Here is a 16,966-nt window from a genome sequence, read left to right as displayed (position 1 = left end):
TTTTAAGTTAAGAAGTAGTTACGTCGTATTTGTGGGAAAAATTATCTAAATTCGTTTGACATTTGATATAGAATGTTAAAGCAATGTCACATGTCGTTAACACATTAAAACAAACATCGAGAAATTTATGTCTGAAGAAAAAAAAGAAAATAGATTAGTAGGTCTTTACATTCTTCTTGGAATAGTTTTTATTGTTTGGGTTGTATCTCTTTTTGGTTTGAATTTTTTAATAACAGACTCTGAAAAAAAAGGGCAATTTGGGGATTCTTTCGGAGCAATAAACTCTTTGTTTTCTGGATTAGCTTTAGCTGGAATTATATATACTATCTATTTACAGAAAAAAGAACTTTCATTGCAAAGAAAAGAGTTAAGAGATACTAGAGAAGAATTCAAAATTCAAAATAAAACTCTAAAGCTTCAAAGGTTCGAAAACACATTTTTTCACCTTGTAGAACTACATCACCAAATAGTCAATGCAATTGACATTGATATTTATAAGAATAAACCACTAAGTGGATTAAGTTTAAGTTCAATAAAATTAAAAGATAAAATTGAACGAGATAAAGTGACTTTGAAAGGCAGAGACGTTTTTAAATACTCATTCGAGCAAGTAAACTATCAAATTAAAAAGAAAGAATCAGATTTTGACGAGATTTATATGGGTTACTGGGAGTTTGTTCAAACAGATTTTAGTCATTATTTCAGAAATCTATATCGAATAATAAAACTAGTTAATGAATATGAGTTTCATAGTCTAGAAGAACTTGATTGTGTTGAAAATCCAACTACACATACAGAAAGAATTGTTTATTCTCAGTCAAACTATAATACAAAATATAAGTACACATCAATATTGCGATCTCAACTATCTGATTTTGAGTTGCTTTGGTTATTTTATAATGGGTTGAGTCCAAACGGATTTGAAAATTTTAAGCCTTTAATAGAAAAATATTCGTTATTAAAGAATATTCCTAAAGATAAAATAGGTGATAAAGATTTGATTCGTTTTTATAATAAAGAAGCATTTAAGGAGTAAAATAAAGCGCTTAAAAAACTCGAAGCCATAAACTTCGAGTTTTCAATTTTAACCAACTAAATAAAATTAGTCGTCATTTCTTCGGTGCTTTTTTACTTTACCATTTCGTTTAAAATAGTAATAATTGTTGTCGTTATCGTAAATATCATCCTCCAAATCATCTTCGTCATGATCATCATGATGTCTGTTTCTGTTTCCAAACGTGTGCTCTACAGAACAAGATTGTACACCACAAAAATTGCAGTATTCACTAAATCTTTTTACTTGTCCCCGTGTATTTATAATGCCTCCCCAGTGATTATAACGAACACTTAAGCCTCCTACCTGTTTTAATTTTCCATGTCTATAACTATAATTCATGTATACAGAACCTGCTCGTTTAATTTTTCCGTATCTATCGTAATTTAAATATACATGACCAATACGTCTTACCTTACCATCTCTACCATGTGAAATGGAAACACCTCTATTGTAGTGATTAGGGCTATACTTATATCTTTTTTTTCTAGTGTCATAGGTTACATTTACTGAGTTTCTTCTAGAATTTCCTTTGTAATATGAATCATCATAATAATCATTATACGCATCAGTATTAAAATCAAAACTTCCATCAGGGAAAATTAAAAATTCAATGCCCCGTTCTACAAACATAATAGGTTGTGCATAACGATAACGTTTCGTTATGTCTAAATTATTTTCAGCTTTTTGGTGGTTTAGTTCTGTTGCGGATACAGTTGTTAATCCTATTAACAAACCTGCATATAATAGTACTAATCTTTTCATAATTATAGGATTAATTATCTTGCCTACTCTTTAGCTTTTCGGCTTACGCTATAGTTCAATGGTTGTATTATTTAATGAACACTTTTAATTATATTCATCGTAAGAATGAATGGATTTCATTATGTCTTCGTAAAACAATACAGCAGAAACTAAATTCCCGGTATCGGAATAGGGTAGAATTACTTTTTGAAACTCTATTGTATTTTCTACATAATTAGTGGTGTTTTCGATTTGATTATCGAGTGCTTTTCTGTTCTCGTTACTATTAGGAATGCCTAAAGTTGACATAGTAATACCTGGTTTAGTAGCGAAAGCTATGTAAGGTAGAATATTAGCAAGGACTTCAATTCTTTCCACATACAAGTCTAATAACTGACCTTTTTGCATGCGTCTTAGTTCTTCACCATCGTGATACTTTTTAATACCTATGTTTTTACTTATAATACTTTTAGGTGTTGTCTTTTTTTGCGCGAAACTAGTACCTGCAATTAAAAAAAAGCAAATACTTAATAGGGTAATTTTTATTTTCATGATTATGGGGTTAATTCTTCTGCCTACTCTTTTAGCTTTTCGGCTTCCGCTGTTGTTTAGTATCTTTCAATTTGCGTGCCAAAGATGTAATACTTTAATTATCAATATTTTATATTATTATTTGTTGTTTTAAAGAAGAAGGGGAGTCATATTAATCGGATTCATAAGTGTTTTTATAAAAATCCTTATTTTTATAAAAACTAACTTTTTAATGAAAACCAACCTTGAGACTTGTAAAAATTGTGAAAATCAATTTGAAGAAACCTTTAAATTTTGTCCACACTGCGGACAGCAGGCTAAAGAAGATCTCACTGTTGGAGTCTTGTTTTATAATACAATTAGTAATTATTTCTCTTTTGATGCACGCTTTTTTAAAAGCTTTTTGCCTTTACTATTCAAGCCTGGATATTTAGCTAAAAAATTTATAGAAGGGAAACGATTAATGTACCTGCATCCTGCTCAATTATACTTGTTTGTCTCAGTCGTGTTTTTCTTTTTATTATCAACAGTAGTAGTTAGGGATCAAGTACGGGAGTTTGACACGTCTATGAAGAAAACCCTTGATACGCCTTTGGTTTCTGATAGTACAAAAGAAAAAGCGCAGCAGGTTTTAGATTCTATAAAATTAGATAGTGTTTTAAAACCTTTAAAAGAAAAAGGAATACCAGGTTTAAAGGTATCTGAGATTGAGGCTTTGGATTCTTTAATAAAAGTGAGTAGTAAAAAAAGTACTAATGAATCATTAACCTTTGATTTTAACCAAAAAAAAGTAGATTCTTTGATTGCTATTGATGCTCCTGATGCACAAATTTATAAGGAGATGGGGATGGATGAGGATGCTAGTTACATTACTAAGAAGTTCTATATGCAGGTTTTTAAGTTTTACAAAAAACGCAATGGTGGACAGCTTTTACAGGCAGTTTACGATACCATTCCTATTTCGTTATTTGTTTTACTACCCATTTTTGCTTTCATACTAAAGCTTTTATTCTATAGGCGTGGACATTATGCACATCATTTAGTGTTTAGCTTTTACTTTTTCTCCTTTTTATTCACGGTTTTTAGCTTGATTTTAATAGCTAATAACTTTTTTGAGATTTCAGCCTGGATAGATTGGCTGCTAGTTGCGTCTACTTTTTTCTATTTATTTATAGCTATTAAGCGATTTTATAATCATGGCTGGTTTGTAAGTTTTATAAAAACCAGTATTTCAAGTTTTATCTATTTGATGTTTGTAATACCTATAGCTATCGTTATAGTTGGTTTGGTAAGTTTCTTTTTTTACTGATGTTTTTACAAGCAGTTTAAAGTTTATCTTTTAAATACTTCCCGGTTTCTGAAGTTTTTTCTTTAATTATATTCTCTGGGGTTCCTGTAGCAACAAGGTTTCCACCAGTCTCTCCGCCTTTAGGGCCTAAATCTATGATGTGATCAGCACATTTAATAAGTTCTAAATTGTGCTCTACTACTATAATAGAATGTCCGTTATCAATTAAAGCGTTAAAAGACTTTAAAAGCTTTTGAATATCATGAAAATGCAAACCTGTAGTTGGTTCATCAAAAATAAAGAGCGCTTTGTCTTTATTATTGCCTTTACCTAAAAAGGTCGCTAATTTTATACGTTGTGCTTCACCACCAGAAAGGGTAGAAGAACTCTGCCCTAAAGTTACATAGCCTAAGCCGACATCTTGTAAAGGCTGCAGTTTGTTTTTTATTTTAGTTTGTTTCTCTTTATCAAAAAACGCGATAGCATTATCTATAGTTAAATTTAAGATATCATCAATGCTTTTATCACCAAATGTAACTTCAAGCACCTCTTTTTTAAAGCGTTTACCTTTACAAGTTTCACATTCTAAATGAACATCTGCCATGAACTGCATTTCAATAGTTACTTCACCTTCTCCTTTACAAGTTTCACAGCGTCCGCCGTCTACATTAAAAGAAAAATGCTTGGCCTGATAATTTCTTATAGCACTTAGTTTTTGCTTTGAAAACAATGCTCTAATATCGTCGTAAGCTTTTATATAGGTAACAGGGTTGGAACGTGAAGAACGCCCAATCGGATTTTGATCTACAAACTCAATATGTTTTATATTACTAAAATTACCATCCAAACTACTAAACTGACCAGGTTTGTCGCTAAAATCGGTTAATTTTTTTTGTAATGCAGGGTATAGTATTTTTTTAATTAACGTACTTTTTCCGCTACCAGAAACCCCAGTAACAACGGTTAACATTCCTAGAGGAAAACGAACATCTATATTTTTCAAATTATTTTCACGAGCTCCTTTTATTTCTGCATAATACTTAGAGATCCTACGCTTTTCTGGTACTTCAATTTTTAACGATTCATTTAAATATTTTGCTGTTAAAGATTCTGATGCTAGGATATCTGCATAATTACCACTAGCAACTACATGGCCGCCAAAAGTTCCAGCTTCTGGGCCAATATCTATAATGTTATCTGCAGCTATCATGATATCCTCATCGTGCTCTACTACAATAACTGTATTTCCTAAATCGCGCAATGATTTTAGTACAGAAATTAACCGCTCTGTATCTTTGGGGTGTAAGCCGATGCTTGGCTCATCTAAAATATACATAGACCCCACTAAACTACTGCCTAAGGATGTTGCCAGATTAATACGTTGGCTTTCACCACCAGATAAGGTGTTTGATTTTCTGTTAAGTGTTAAATAATCTAAACCAACATTTGCTAGAAATGATAATCTATTATTAATTTCCTTTAACAGTCTAGTAGCAATTTGCGTGTCATAATCGTTTAGTTTTAGTTTATTAAAAAAATCAGCTAATTTATCTAAAGGCATTTCTACTAAATCTGTAATAGTGGCTCCACCAATCTTTATGTAATTTGATTCAACACGCAAGCGTTTACCATCACATGCTTTACATTTGGTTTTTCCTCGGTAACGGGATAGCATGACACGATTTTGAATTTTATACGCTTTAGATTCTAATTCGGCAAAAAACGAATTCAGTCCTTCAAAATGTTTATTTCCATTCCATATTAGTTGTTTTTGGGCATTATTCAACTCGAAATACGGTTTATGAATGGGGAAATCGAATTTATGAGAATTGTTCACTAATTGATCTCTGTACCAACTCATACTTTCTCCTCGCCATGGAAAAATAGCATTTTCGTAGACAGAAAGCCCTGTGTTAGGAATTACTAAGTCGTCATCAATACCAATAATATCACCGTAACCTTCACATTTTGGACAGGCACCATAGGGGTTATTAAAGCTAAACAAGTGTACATTTGGTTCTAAAAAATTAATACCATCCAGTTCAAACCTATTGCTGAAAACACGCTGCTTGTTATCGCTTAAGGCTTCAATAATACATTCGCCTTTGCCTTCAAAAAAGGCTGTTTGTATGGCATCTGCTAATCGATTAAGAAAGTCTTCTTCGTCTTTAAAAATAATCCTATCAACAACTAATAGTATATTTTCTTTATCTGTTACGTTGTCAATTTCATCTATACGGGTTACTACATCCTTTATTTTTACTCTGGCATAGCCTTGTTGCTGTAAAGCTTTAAGTTTATCCTGCATACTACGCCCTTCTTCTAAATGTATAGGAGCGAGCAGTAGTAGTTTTTCTCTTTCAGGGAATGTTTTTAAATAATTTAAAACATCTGTAACGGTGTCTTTTTTTACTTCATCACCAGAAACAGGCGAATAGGTCTTGCCAATTCTGGCGAATAGTAATTTTAGATAATCGTAAATCTCTGTAGTAGTCCCAACAGTAGATCTTGGGTTGGTTGAATTCACTTTTTGCTCGATAGCTATTGCTGGAGCAATTCCTTTTATATAATCTACTTTCGGTTTGTTTAACCGGCCTAAAAATTGACGCGCATAACTCGATAGGCTTTCAACATAGCGTCTTTGACCTTCTGCATATAGTGTATCAAAGGCTAAACTAGACTTTCCTGATCCTGATAATCCAGTAATGACGACCAATTTGTTTCTAGGTATCACGACATCGATGTTTTTTAAATTATGCAATTTTGCACCTTTAATGATGATGTTTTCTTTAGGATCTACTTCAGAAATGTTAGTGTTCATAGGCTTTTTAAAGGAATAATTTTGCAAAGATACTATAACTATTGCAGCTTAAAAAATGCGTCATATTGTAAATAAATATTAAAAAAAGCATGCAATTTTTTGTTTTTTAGAACTTATTGTTGTTATATTTGGATTCGTCTATTAATAAATCAATCAACTCTCGCCTATAGCATAACATTACTTTTAAACATGTAACCCCAAGCAAAGAAGCCCTCTTCGATGCGCTAAAAGTAATTATTATGCAATACGAATTAATTTCCGATGCTAATCTAGTTAGTAACTACATTAAAGGCAATGAAAGTGCTTTAGAAATCCTTATTACTAGGCACAAGCAAAAAATTTATAGCTTCATCTATTCTAAAGTTTATGATAAAGATGTCGCAGAAGATATTTTTCAAGATACTTTTATAAAAGTTATCAAAACACTTAAACGTGGCTCTTATAATGAAGAAGGTAAGTTTTTACCATGGGTAATGCGTATTTCTCATAATTTGGTCATTGATTTTTTTAGAAAAAACAAAAGAATGCCAAAATTTGACAATGCAGGAGAATTTAGTATTTTTTCTGTTTTAAGTGATACTAGTTTAAATGCTGAAAAAAGCATTATTAAAGAACAGGTTGAAACTGATGTAAGACGTTTGGTAGATGAGCTGCCAGAAGATCAGAAGGAAGTGTTATTAATGCGTATTTATAATGATATGAGTTTTAAAGAAATATCGGACAGAACAGGTGTTAGTATTAATACGGCTCTTGGTAGAATGCGGTATGCTTTAATTAATTTAAGGAAAATCATAGATAAGCACAATATTGTTTTAACAAATTAGTACAATAAAGTAAATTTTGTTGCGTTTATAATTTGAATTAATCTTTAAATCGATAAAATGGCAAAAATTTACTCTGAAAATTCTATTAAAAACTTAAATGAACGTGAACCGAAAGAAGAAACGGTAAATTTTCTTCTAAATTACTCTAAGGCTTTAAGTGTTATAAATTATAATAAATTGAAGTTTGAAGCGCTTCTAAATTAAGTTTCCGAAAAAGTCCTAATATTATTAGGACTTTTTTAATTTATTATATTCATTTATAACCGATTGTCTACCAATTGTTTTAGTGATAATGTCTTTGTCTAGATCCCAGCCTCTAGCAGGAGAATATTGTCTTCCGTACCAAATAATCTGAAGATGTAAGTCGTTCCATAATTCTTTTGGAAACAATCTTTTTGCGTCTCTTTCTGTTTGCACAACATTTTTTCCGTTACTTAAATTCCAACGATACATTAATCTGTGAATATGTGTATCTACAGGAAACGCAGGAACTCCAAAGGCTTGCGACATAACAACACTAGCGGTTTTATGTCCTACTGCTGGTAATTCTTCAAGAGCTTCAAAGCTTTGGGGTACCTGACCATTATGTTTTTTTATAAGTATTTCTGATAAACCATGAATGCCTTTACTTTTCATAGGAGATAATCCGACGGGTTTTATAATATCTCTTATTTCTTCTATTGAAAGTTTGACCATATCATACGGATTGTCTGCTCTTTCAAATAATAGGGGAGTTATTTTATTAACTCTAACATCTGTGCTTTGTGCAGACATAAGTACTGCGATTAGTAAGGTGTAAGGGTCTTTATGATCTAACGGAATAGGTATTTCTGGGTAAAGTTTGTATAATGTATTAATAACAAAGTTTACGCTTTCTTGTTTGGTCATTCGTTTGTATTTTAGCAATAACAAAGTTATAAAATATGAACACATTAGAAGTAGGAAATAAGGCACCAAATTTTGAAGCTTTTGACGAACTAGGAAATACAGTTAAATTATCAGATTTTAAAGGTAAAAAGCTAGTAGTTTTCTTTTATCCAAAGGCTAATACTCCAACATGCACAGTAGAAGCTTGCAATTTAAGAGATGAATATACAGTTTTAAAAGAGAAGGGGTATGAAATTTTAGGCGTCAGCGCTGACACTCAAAAGAAGCAGTCAAACTTTAAAAAGAAATTTAATTTCCCATATCCATTATTGGCAGATGTTGATAAAGAAGTCATAAATGCTTTTGGTGTTTGGGGGGAGAAAAAGTTTATGGGGAGGACTTTTGATGGTATTCATCGCGTCACTTTTGTTATTAACGAAGATGGTGTTATTGAAAAAGTGATAGACAAAGTAAAGGCCAAAATACATGCGGCTCAAATATTAGAATAAAAAACAAGCCTTCTTAAAATTCTAAGAAGGCTTGTTTTTTCAACTCCCTTTTATATAAGCAATATAATTTATTTGCGTTTAGATAAGGTTAAAGGTTTTCTAGTGTATCCAAATAAACGATAGTCTTTAATTAAGTCTGCAGTACCTTCTGGCACCATAGTTTCCCATCCGCGGTCACCTTCAGAAATCATACGTAAAATTTCGCGAGAGAATATACCCATAATGCTTTTGTCGTATTCTTCAATATCTATTACTTTTCCATTGTATTTAAAGAATTTGTATAGTTCTTTCATACGTGGATATACTTTTAAATTTTCACTATTAATCAATTCTCCTGTTTCAGGATCCAGCATTGGATATAGGTAAACTTTCAAATCTTTGAAAAATAATTTACCAAATGCTTCAAGAATACCTCCACTTATATGACGATAATATTTTTCGTCAAAAATATCAACTAAATTGCTAACACCCATGGCTAGTCCCATTCGGGCTTTTGTGTAATTAGAGAAGTATTCTACAACCTTAAAGTATTCTTGGAAATTAGAAATCATAACAGATTGTCCTAGAGAACATAATAAATCTGCTCTATCTATAAAATCCTGTTCATCTATTTCTCCTTCAGCTCTTAAATTAGATAATGTAATTTCAAAAACGACTACCGTTTTATTAGGGTTAACTTTACTTTCCTTAATAAATATTTCGTATGATTTTTCATACATTGCCATATTTACTTTAGTTACGGGTCTAAAACTACCTCGTAAAGCGAGTATGTTCTTTTTGTAAAAAACTCTAGCGGGAAGCACATTAGTTCCGTCTGGACCAAATACAACAGCATCTGTCATATTGTTTTTAACAAGTTGCAAACTCATTAATCGATTATCGATATTTTGAAAAGCAGGTCCTGAAAAATTGATAGTATCTATTTCTAATTGATCTTTATCTAAATGATCATATAGGTAGCGCAATAATTTTTTTGGTTCGTTATATTTATAAAACGCACCATATATTAGGTTTGTACCCAGTACTCCCAGTGTTTCTTGTTGTAAACGAGCATCTGTTTCTTTAAATCGAAGATGTAAAATAATCTCATTATAATCACCAGTGGCTTCAACTTGATATTTAATACCGACCCATCCATGACCTTTAAATTGCTTAGCAAAGTCAATTGTAGCAACAGTATTAGCGTAGGTGAAAAATATTTTATTTGGATGTTTTTCTCTTGTCAACCTAGTTTCCATGAGATCCATTTCATGGCTAAGCATTTTCCTCAAGCGAGCTTCAGTTACATATCGTCCGTCATCTTCAGTCCCGTAAACAGCATCACTAAAATCTTTATCGTAGGCAGACATTGCTTTAGCAATGGTGCCTGAAGCACCTCCAGCTCTAAAAAAATGTCGGCAAGTTTCTTGACCTGCTCCAATTTCCGCAAATGTTCCGTAGATATTTTCGTTTAAATTAATGCGAAGCGCCTTCGATTTCAATGAAGGAACATCGTTAAATTCTTTATCACCTTTTATGGTTATTTCCATGTTATTAACCAGTTGTTTTGTTCTGCGACAAAGGTATTAAATATGTGTACTAAACAAAAAAATAACGCTATTTTTGTGCAAAACTTAACGTAGTTGAAAATAACTTTTTTAGGAACCGGAACATCGCAAGGCATTCCAATTATTGGAAGTAAGCATCCTGTTTGTTTAAGTACAGATCCTAAAGACAAAAGACTACGTGTTTCTGTTTTGATTACTTGGGGTGGTTATCGTTACGTAGTTGACTGTGGACCCGATTTCCGGTATCAAATGCTAAGAGCAGAATGTGATAAAATTGACGGTATTATTTTTACTCATGAACACTCAGATCATGTGCTGGGATTAGATGACATTAGACCTTTTTATTTTAAACAAGGAGATATCCCTATTTATGCACACAAGCGCGTGCTAAAATCTTTGCGTAAACGATTTGATTATATATTTGCTACTAAAAACAAATACCCGGGAGCTCCTACTGTTATTGAAAATCGAGTAAAAAATAAGCCTTTCAAATTAAAAAACATACAAGTAATGCCAGTTAACGGTTTTCATGATAAGTTGCAGGTTTTTGGTTATAGGTTTAATGATTTTGCTTATTTAACCGATATGAAAACTGTTGCAGATGATGAAGTTAAAAAAATTGTTGGTGTAAAAGTATTAGTCATTAATGCTTTAAGGATAGATCCACATCGTTCACATTTTAATTTAGAAGAAGCTTTACGGTTTATTAATAAAGTAAAACCACAAAAAGCATATTTAACTCATATTAGTCATTTACTTGGATTTCACGAGGAGGTACAGAAAACATTACCTGAGAATGTTTTTTTAGCATATGATGGTTTAGAAATAACAATTTAAATAAAAAAATATGAAACAAAGAATTTTTATGTACCTGTTCGTTTTTACGGCATTATTAGTTTTATTTCAATATGTAAATTCAAAACGAATATTTGAAGATATTAATAATACACTAATAAGTCATAAAAAAACATTAGAAAAATATAAAGATTCAGTAGTTGTTTTGCAAGATGACATTTTAAAGCTTTCGCATTTCAATTTAGATAGAAATGAGGATGCTATTAGCTATTTTGAAAATGATGGATATGACATATCTGAATTAATTCCGTTTATAAAAGATGAACTTTATAAATTAAATGAAGTTAAAGGAGAGCATCCAATAGTGCCTTATGTAGCAAGTGAAGGAAGAAAAATGATGATTAATACAGTGAAAATGTTAAATCATAAGTGGATCATTGCTGATTTTTCAGATGGAGAGTATTGGGGTGAAATCTTCTTAACTTATGAAATAACCGAAGGCAAACAACTTAAATTCAACCTTGTCGAATATTTTTTATATCCGTTTGATAGATAGTGCTTACTTAACCTTGTAAGCGATTCCCTTTTGCTTTTTTGTTTCACCTACGTATGAGTATTCGTATGTATATGAAGAGTCAGTTGTCGTTAATATTTTTAAATGAATATCTTTCTGTTCCGCCATATTTTTTGGTTTGATTGTTTTAAAAACAACTTCACAATCATTAATCCAACGCAACTTAGACGAATCTATTTTGTTGTTGTAAACTTCAACCTGTAAGTCTTCTGTTCTTTTAAATTTGGAAACAAAGAGTTCATCGTCAATCATGACTTCGCTATAAAACTCACCACTCTTATAGTCTTTGCAATTACGAGCTGTTTCATAACAACTAACAAGGCTTAATAAAAGTATTAGGAATAAAAATCTCATACATTAAATTTAAGTGCAAATTTACTAAAGAATTGCACTAATTTTCAAAATTTTTAAAACTTCCATCGGAATAAAAAATAACAATGCGTTCAATTTCTTTATCACCAGGTGTTTTAGTCGGTGGTGTTTCATTTATAGAGAAAAGATCTGTTTCTTTTTTAAGAATAGGTTTGGGTTCTTCAAATTTACCTTTCGAAGGAAAACTTCCCTTGCCATTAAACAACCAATATAAATCAACCTCAGGATAGGAGGACAGAATTTTAAGAATAAAGTCTAGGCTGGGTTTATTTCTGCCAGACAATATATGAGAAATACTGGAACGCTGTACGCCAATTTTTTCCGCAAAAGAGGACGCAGATTCACCGTAATAATCCATTATCTCCTGCAGTCTGTTTACAAAATCATTCATGTTTATCATTGTAAACTAATTTAAATTATTTATTTACAAATGTAACAAAATTATATAAAACAATAGGTTATTCACGAAAATAAGCTTGAAAATATATAGATATTTACTTGATGTAAAGTATTTTAAATAACTAATTATTAAATAATTAAGTCATCCAATCATTGTTTATAGATATTTAGTTGACATTTATATACTAATCGCTAAAATACTGTTTATTCGTGTAAACATTTGAGATATTTATCTTGTTTACATTTGTGAATTTGTAATTGTTTAACTTTGTCAACATAAAAAAATAGCATGCAAGTAGAAGAAATAAAATCTCTGTTTTTAAAACACAAAGAAACTAGTTTATCTCACCGTTATATAACTAATAAGCATATAGAGCCTCTCTTAAACAACTTAAGAGAACATGTTATTATAGATGTTATTGGTAAATCCGTTTTAAACAACCCTATTTATGGACTTAAGGTTGGAAAAGGAAAAAAGCGAATTTTATTATGGTCACAAATGCATGGCAACGAATCGACCACTACTAAGGCTTTATTTGATCTATTAAATACCTTTTTTGGTAAGCATAATGGTTTAAAAAGTGTTTTAGAAGCTTGTACTCTGTATATTATACCTATATTAAACCCAGACGGTGCAGCTGCTTATACACGTATAAATGCAAATAAAGTTGATTTAAATAGAGATGCTCAAAATTTATCTCAGCCAGAAAGTAATGTTTTAAGAAAAGTTTTTGAATCATTTAAACCTCATTTCTGTTATAACTTACATGGGCAACGAACTATTTTTAGCGCTGGAAACGTTAATAAATCTGCAACTGTATCGTTTTTAGCTCCTGCTCAAGACAAGGCTTGTACTATTACACCAAACAGGAAGAGAGCTATGGAGGTTATTGCTGTTATGAATAATGCTTTGCAAGAGGTTATTCCAAATCAAATAGGAGTGTATGATGATGCATTTAATATAAATTGTGTTGGTGATACATTTCAAAATGAAAATATTCCTACAATTTTATTTGAAGCTGGTCATTATGAAAACGATTATGAACGTGAAGTTACCCGCGAATTCATTTACATATCATATATTTCATCTTTAAATTATATTGCTAATAGTACAGTAAAAGGTGATAATTATAGACCTTATTTAAAAATTCCCGAAAATGAAAAACGTTTTTTCGATATTATTATAAGACATGCTAAGGTGCCAGGCGATTCGGGTGAAGAAATTAATGATATAGCAATTCAATATCAGGAAAAGTTAATCGATAATAAAATTGAATTTATTCCTAAAATTGAAAAAATTGAAAATTTAGATGCTTTTCATGGGCATAAAGAAATCAATGCCAATGGTTTTGAGGTATTAGACAATAACAATCAATTGGTGAAAATTAATTACGAAAACGTTTTCGTAATAATAAATAATGAGAAAATCGCATTAATACCGAAATAAAACATATTATTTATGCATAATTATTAATGAAAATGTATTAATTTTGCTTTTTATCTAAGAATAGTTAATTATGGGGAAAATAAAATTAGACGAAATCGACCATCAAATTCTTGACATGTTAATTGATAACACAAGAATACCATTTACTGACATTGCAAAGAAATTATTAATCTCTGCAGGTACTGTACATGTACGAGTAAAAAAAATGGAAGAATCTGGAATTATAAAAGGATCTTCATTAATGCTAGATTACAAAAAGCTTGGTTATTCATTTATAGCATACGTGGGTGTATATTTAAATAATACGTCTCAAACTAAGTTTGTTTTAGAGCGCATCAATGAAATTCCTTATGTTACTGTAGCACATATAACTACTGGAAAATTCAATATTTTCTGTAAAATTAGAGCTAAAAGTACTGAGCACGCTAAAGAAGTTATTTTCTTATTAGATGATATAGATGGAGTTTACAGAACAGAGACTATGATATCTTTAGAGGAAAGCATTAATGATAAAAAACGTTTAATGCATTCTATATTTAAGAATATGTAGTATTATTGGTTCTTTTATTTTTGGAGAATATAACATAAAAAAGCTCTTTTATAGAAAAGAGCTTTTTTATGTTATTAACTTTTTTCACAGCAAAAGCAATTATTAGCTTTGTAATAGCCTCTTTTATGCAAAGACTGTATAATTCGTTCTTTGAATTTTAAACTATACACTTCAAATTTTGTATAACCAAAATTACTAATGCTTATTGAAGAATCAAGAGCTTGCACATAATGCCACCAATTTTGAGGTACAAATAATACATCACCAGGTTCTAGAATAACACTTTTAAAGTCATTACTCAAAAACTTAGGGAATTTATCCTTATCAAAATTATTAATATCTACATCGCTAGCTACAGCACCATAGATGTGCTTACTGCTTGGGTACATTGTTTTATTAAATTTTGTTGAAGAAATTATAAACATTTTTTTTCCTCTTATTTGAGCATATACATTATTGGCAGTATCTGCATGAAAACCAGATATAGTACCTGAGGGGCCGATCCAGGCAGTTATATCGTTTACTTTTGTGTGTGCTTCAAAAAAAGAGAAATCAATATCATTTTTGAGCTCTGGGTAGTATTCAAAAATGTCTAATGTTGTTAAATAGTCTTTGAAGTTTTTATTACTAGCTTCTGCTTCTTTTAATTGCATTATATATTCTTTAAACGAAGCCTTTCTATATCTGTTATCGTCTTGAATAAAATTATCTGATAGTAGGTATACATCCTTATCATCTTTAAGGCTCAGAAAAAAATCTAAATTCCATCTTTTTGCTGCTTCCCATTCTTTGGCTATCCCTCTAATAATAACGGGTTTTTTCTTATTAAAATATTCCTTTTTAAAGGACGCAGCATCTATAGATGTTATTTCTTCAATCGGTTGACTTTGATCCAAGATCTTAGAGACTATATTCATTTTGTGTAATTTTAGGGTTCAAATAGCCTATAAAAACTATTTCTATTAGATAAAAGTATCAAAATATTTAATGCTATTTTATTTATATCATATTATTAGATTAATTGATCAATTATTTCGGTATACCAACTTAATTAATGGCTTATGAAACTTGTTTTTGTGTTACTTACATATTAATCATGTAATTCAAAGAATAATTTTGAAGTTCAAGATAGGTTGTATGATATTTATAAACATTTCTATTATACAATATATTTTAATTGGCTAATACATGGTATTTAATTCTTTAGAGTTCTTTATTTTTCTTTTTACAGTTTTTGTACTTTATTGGTTTCTTTTTAAGAGGAGTGTTAAAATTCAGAACATTCTTTTACTTGTAGCTAGCTATGCATTTTATGGGTGGTGGGATTGGAGGTTTTTATCCTTAATAATCTTAAGTACTACTGTAGACTATTTTGTTGGGATACTGATAGATTCCAATTCTAAACAGTCTAAAAGAAAACTATGGCTCTGGACTAGTGTTGTATTTAATGTAGGTCTTTTAGGTTTTTTTAAGTATTATAACTTTTTTGTAGACTCATGGGTAGATATGTTTTCTATGTTTGGGTATGATATAGAAAGTACTTGGACGTTAAAAGTTATTCTTCCAGTAGGTATTTCTTTTTATACGTTTCAAACCATGTCCTATTCCTTTGATATCTATTATAAAAAACTTAAACCTACAAAAGATTATTTATCATTTGCTGCTTTTGTTAGTTTCTTTCCTCAGTTAGTCGCTGGCCCTATAGAGAGGGCTTCGAATTTGCTTTCTCAAATCACTAATAAGAGGGTATTTAGTTATGATCAATCTGTAAGCGGCTTAAAACTAATATTATGGGGGCTATTTAAAAAAGTCGTTATTGCTGATGCTTTGGCTCCAATAGTAGATGATATTTTTGCTAACTACACTACGTACCCTGCATCTACTCTTATTTTAGGCGTTACGTTATTTAGTTTTCAAGTATATGGTGATTTTAGCGGGTATTCTGATATCGCTATTGGTACAGCGAAACTTTTTGGAATTGAGTTAATATCTAACTTTAGGTTTCCATATTTTTCAAGAAACGTGGCCGAATTCTGGAGACGTTGGCATATATCTTTATCAACATGGTTTAAATACTATGTATACATACCATTAGGAGGGTCTTATAAAAGTAAATGGATCTCTCTTAGAAACATAACCATTGTTTTCTTAGTTAGTGGGTTTTGGCATGGAGCCAATTGGACATTTATAGTTTGGGGACTAATACATGCCTTAATGTTTGTTCCATCTTTTTTAAGTGGCCGAAATAAAATGTATGCCTATACTAATATAGGAGATGGCGACCTAAATAAAACTTTAAAAGAGCTCTTTGACGTTTTGCTTACTTTTTGCATAGTAACATTTGCATGGGTTTTTTTTAGATCAGACTCTATTTTAGAGGCACTTGAGTTTATTAAAAAAATGTTATTTAGTTTTAATTACGAGCCTTATGGTCATCCTATGGGATATAGAATGATCGACTATTACATCTTAATTGTTTTGTTCATATTGTACGAATACAGAATAAGAAAAGATGAGAGAGAGCCATTTAAGTTTAGATCAAAATTTATAAGATTTATTATTTACACTTTAGTTATACTTTTATTATTGTTGTTTTATGATGACAATATTGATAGATCATTTATTTATTTTCAATTTTAATCCT

Annotated in this window: 18 protein-coding genes; 10 read left to right on the top strand and 8 right to left on the bottom strand. The window is 30.7% G+C overall.

Features of this window, described 5'->3' with window-relative positions:
• Positions 1–127 precede the first annotated feature (127 nt).
• Positions 128–1,036: a putative phage abortive infection protein gene (locus Q4Q39_RS10970; RefSeq protein ID WP_303282517.1), complete on the top strand. Its 909-nt coding sequence runs from the start codon at positions 128–130 to the stop codon at positions 1,034–1,036.
• 66 nt (positions 1,037–1,102) lie between these two features.
• Here Q4Q39_RS10970 and Q4Q39_RS10965 read toward each other — a convergent pair whose 3' ends face one another.
• Entirely contained in the window at positions 1,103–1,819 is a 717-nt protein-coding gene (locus tag Q4Q39_RS10965) for a hypothetical protein (protein ID WP_303282516.1), read from the bottom strand.
• A gap of 84 nt (positions 1,820–1,903) precedes the next feature.
• Positions 1,904–2,350: a hypothetical protein gene (locus Q4Q39_RS10960; RefSeq protein ID WP_303282515.1), complete on the bottom strand. Its 447-nt coding sequence runs from the start codon at positions 2,348–2,350 to the stop codon at positions 1,904–1,906.
• 211 nt (positions 2,351–2,561) lie between these two features.
• Between Q4Q39_RS10960 and Q4Q39_RS10955 the strand changes: the two genes are divergently transcribed.
• The gene (locus Q4Q39_RS10955; RefSeq protein ID WP_303282514.1) at positions 2,562–3,638 is read left to right on the top strand and encodes a DUF3667 domain-containing protein; all 1,077 of its coding nucleotides are present in this window, start codon (positions 2,562–2,564) and stop codon (positions 3,636–3,638) included.
• Positions 3,639–3,654: 16 nt separating this feature from the next.
• Here Q4Q39_RS10955 and uvrA read toward each other — a convergent pair whose 3' ends face one another.
• Positions 3,655–6,438, bottom strand: coding sequence for an excinuclease ABC subunit UvrA (gene uvrA / locus Q4Q39_RS10950; protein WP_303282513.1), 2,784 nt, complete (start codon positions 6,436–6,438; stop codon positions 3,655–3,657).
• A gap of 239 nt (positions 6,439–6,677) precedes the next feature.
• On the opposite strand from uvrA, the gene Q4Q39_RS10945 reads away from it, so the two are divergent.
• Together Q4Q39_RS10945 and Q4Q39_RS10940 are read left to right on the top strand one after the other, a co-directional pair.
• Positions 6,678–7,262, top strand: coding sequence for an RNA polymerase sigma factor (locus Q4Q39_RS10945; RefSeq protein WP_303282512.1), 585 nt, complete (start codon positions 6,678–6,680; stop codon positions 7,260–7,262).
• Between the two features lie 57 nt (positions 7,263–7,319).
• Positions 7,320–7,466 carry a hypothetical protein gene (locus Q4Q39_RS10940; protein ID WP_170179713.1) on the top strand — a complete coding sequence of 49 codons (147 nt, stop codon included), beginning with the start codon at positions 7,320–7,322 and terminating at the stop codon, positions 7,464–7,466.
• 24 nt (positions 7,467–7,490) lie between these two features.
• Here Q4Q39_RS10940 and Q4Q39_RS10935 read toward each other — a convergent pair whose 3' ends face one another.
• Positions 7,491–8,150, bottom strand: a complete 660-nt coding sequence (locus tag Q4Q39_RS10935; RefSeq protein ID WP_303282511.1) for an endonuclease III domain-containing protein — start codon at positions 8,148–8,150, stop codon at positions 7,491–7,493.
• A gap of 35 nt (positions 8,151–8,185) precedes the next feature.
• Between Q4Q39_RS10935 and bcp the strand changes: the two genes are divergently transcribed.
• A complete protein-coding gene (gene bcp / locus Q4Q39_RS10930; RefSeq protein ID WP_303282510.1) occupies positions 8,186–8,638 on the top strand; it encodes a thioredoxin-dependent thiol peroxidase in 453 nt (150 codons plus the stop codon).
• 68 nt (positions 8,639–8,706) lie between these two features.
• Here the strand turns inward: bcp and Q4Q39_RS10925 are convergent, their stop codons facing one another.
• Entirely contained in the window at positions 8,707–10,167 is a 1,461-nt protein-coding gene (locus tag Q4Q39_RS10925) for a TonB-dependent receptor (protein ID WP_303282509.1), read from the bottom strand.
• Positions 10,168–10,260: 93 nt separating this feature from the next.
• On the opposite strand from Q4Q39_RS10925, the gene Q4Q39_RS10920 reads away from it, so the two are divergent.
• Together Q4Q39_RS10920 and Q4Q39_RS10915 are read left to right on the top strand one after the other, a co-directional pair.
• A complete protein-coding gene (locus Q4Q39_RS10920) occupies positions 10,261–11,022 on the top strand; it encodes an MBL fold metallo-hydrolase (protein WP_303282508.1) in 762 nt (253 codons plus the stop codon).
• Between the two features lie 10 nt (positions 11,023–11,032).
• On the top strand, positions 11,033–11,536 hold the full coding sequence (locus tag Q4Q39_RS10915) for a hydrolase (protein ID WP_303282506.1): 504 nt from the start codon (positions 11,033–11,035) through the stop codon (positions 11,534–11,536).
• Positions 11,537–11,539: 3 nt separating this feature from the next.
• Here the strand turns inward: Q4Q39_RS10915 and Q4Q39_RS10910 are convergent, their stop codons facing one another.
• On the bottom strand, positions 11,540–11,908 hold the full coding sequence (locus Q4Q39_RS10910) for a DNA topoisomerase IV (protein WP_303282504.1): 369 nt from the start codon (positions 11,906–11,908) through the stop codon (positions 11,540–11,542).
• A gap of 37 nt (positions 11,909–11,945) precedes the next feature.
• Complete coding sequence (locus Q4Q39_RS10905; protein ID WP_303282503.1) at positions 11,946–12,326, bottom strand: helix-turn-helix domain-containing protein; 381 nt, start codon at positions 12,324–12,326, stop codon at positions 11,946–11,948.
• Positions 12,327–12,614: 288 nt separating this feature from the next.
• Between Q4Q39_RS10905 and Q4Q39_RS10900 the strand changes: the two genes are divergently transcribed.
• The gene (locus Q4Q39_RS10900) at positions 12,615–13,772 is read left to right on the top strand and encodes a M14 family metallopeptidase (RefSeq protein WP_303282502.1); all 1,158 of its coding nucleotides are present in this window, start codon (positions 12,615–12,617) and stop codon (positions 13,770–13,772) included.
• Between the two features lie 70 nt (positions 13,773–13,842).
• Positions 13,843–14,322: an Lrp/AsnC family transcriptional regulator gene (locus Q4Q39_RS10895; RefSeq protein ID WP_303282501.1), complete on the top strand. Its 480-nt coding sequence runs from the start codon at positions 13,843–13,845 to the stop codon at positions 14,320–14,322.
• A gap of 74 nt (positions 14,323–14,396) precedes the next feature.
• On the opposite strand, the gene Q4Q39_RS10890 is transcribed toward Q4Q39_RS10895, so the two are convergent.
• A complete protein-coding gene (locus tag Q4Q39_RS10890; protein ID WP_303282500.1) occupies positions 14,397–15,239 on the bottom strand; it encodes a cupin-like domain-containing protein in 843 nt (280 codons plus the stop codon).
• A gap of 271 nt (positions 15,240–15,510) precedes the next feature.
• On the opposite strand from Q4Q39_RS10890, the gene Q4Q39_RS10885 reads away from it, so the two are divergent.
• A complete protein-coding gene (locus Q4Q39_RS10885) occupies positions 15,511–16,962 on the top strand; it encodes an MBOAT family O-acyltransferase (protein ID WP_303282499.1) in 1,452 nt (483 codons plus the stop codon).
• Positions 16,963–16,966: the final 4 nt, after the last annotated feature.

Origin of the sequence: Flavivirga amylovorans (assembly GCF_030540875.1) — a bacterium.
Lineage (GTDB): Bacteria > Bacteroidota > Bacteroidia > Flavobacteriales > Flavobacteriaceae > Flavivirga > Flavivirga amylovorans.
Note: the sequence above shows the minus strand (reverse complement) of the source record. Positions and strands in the feature narration are given on the sequence as shown.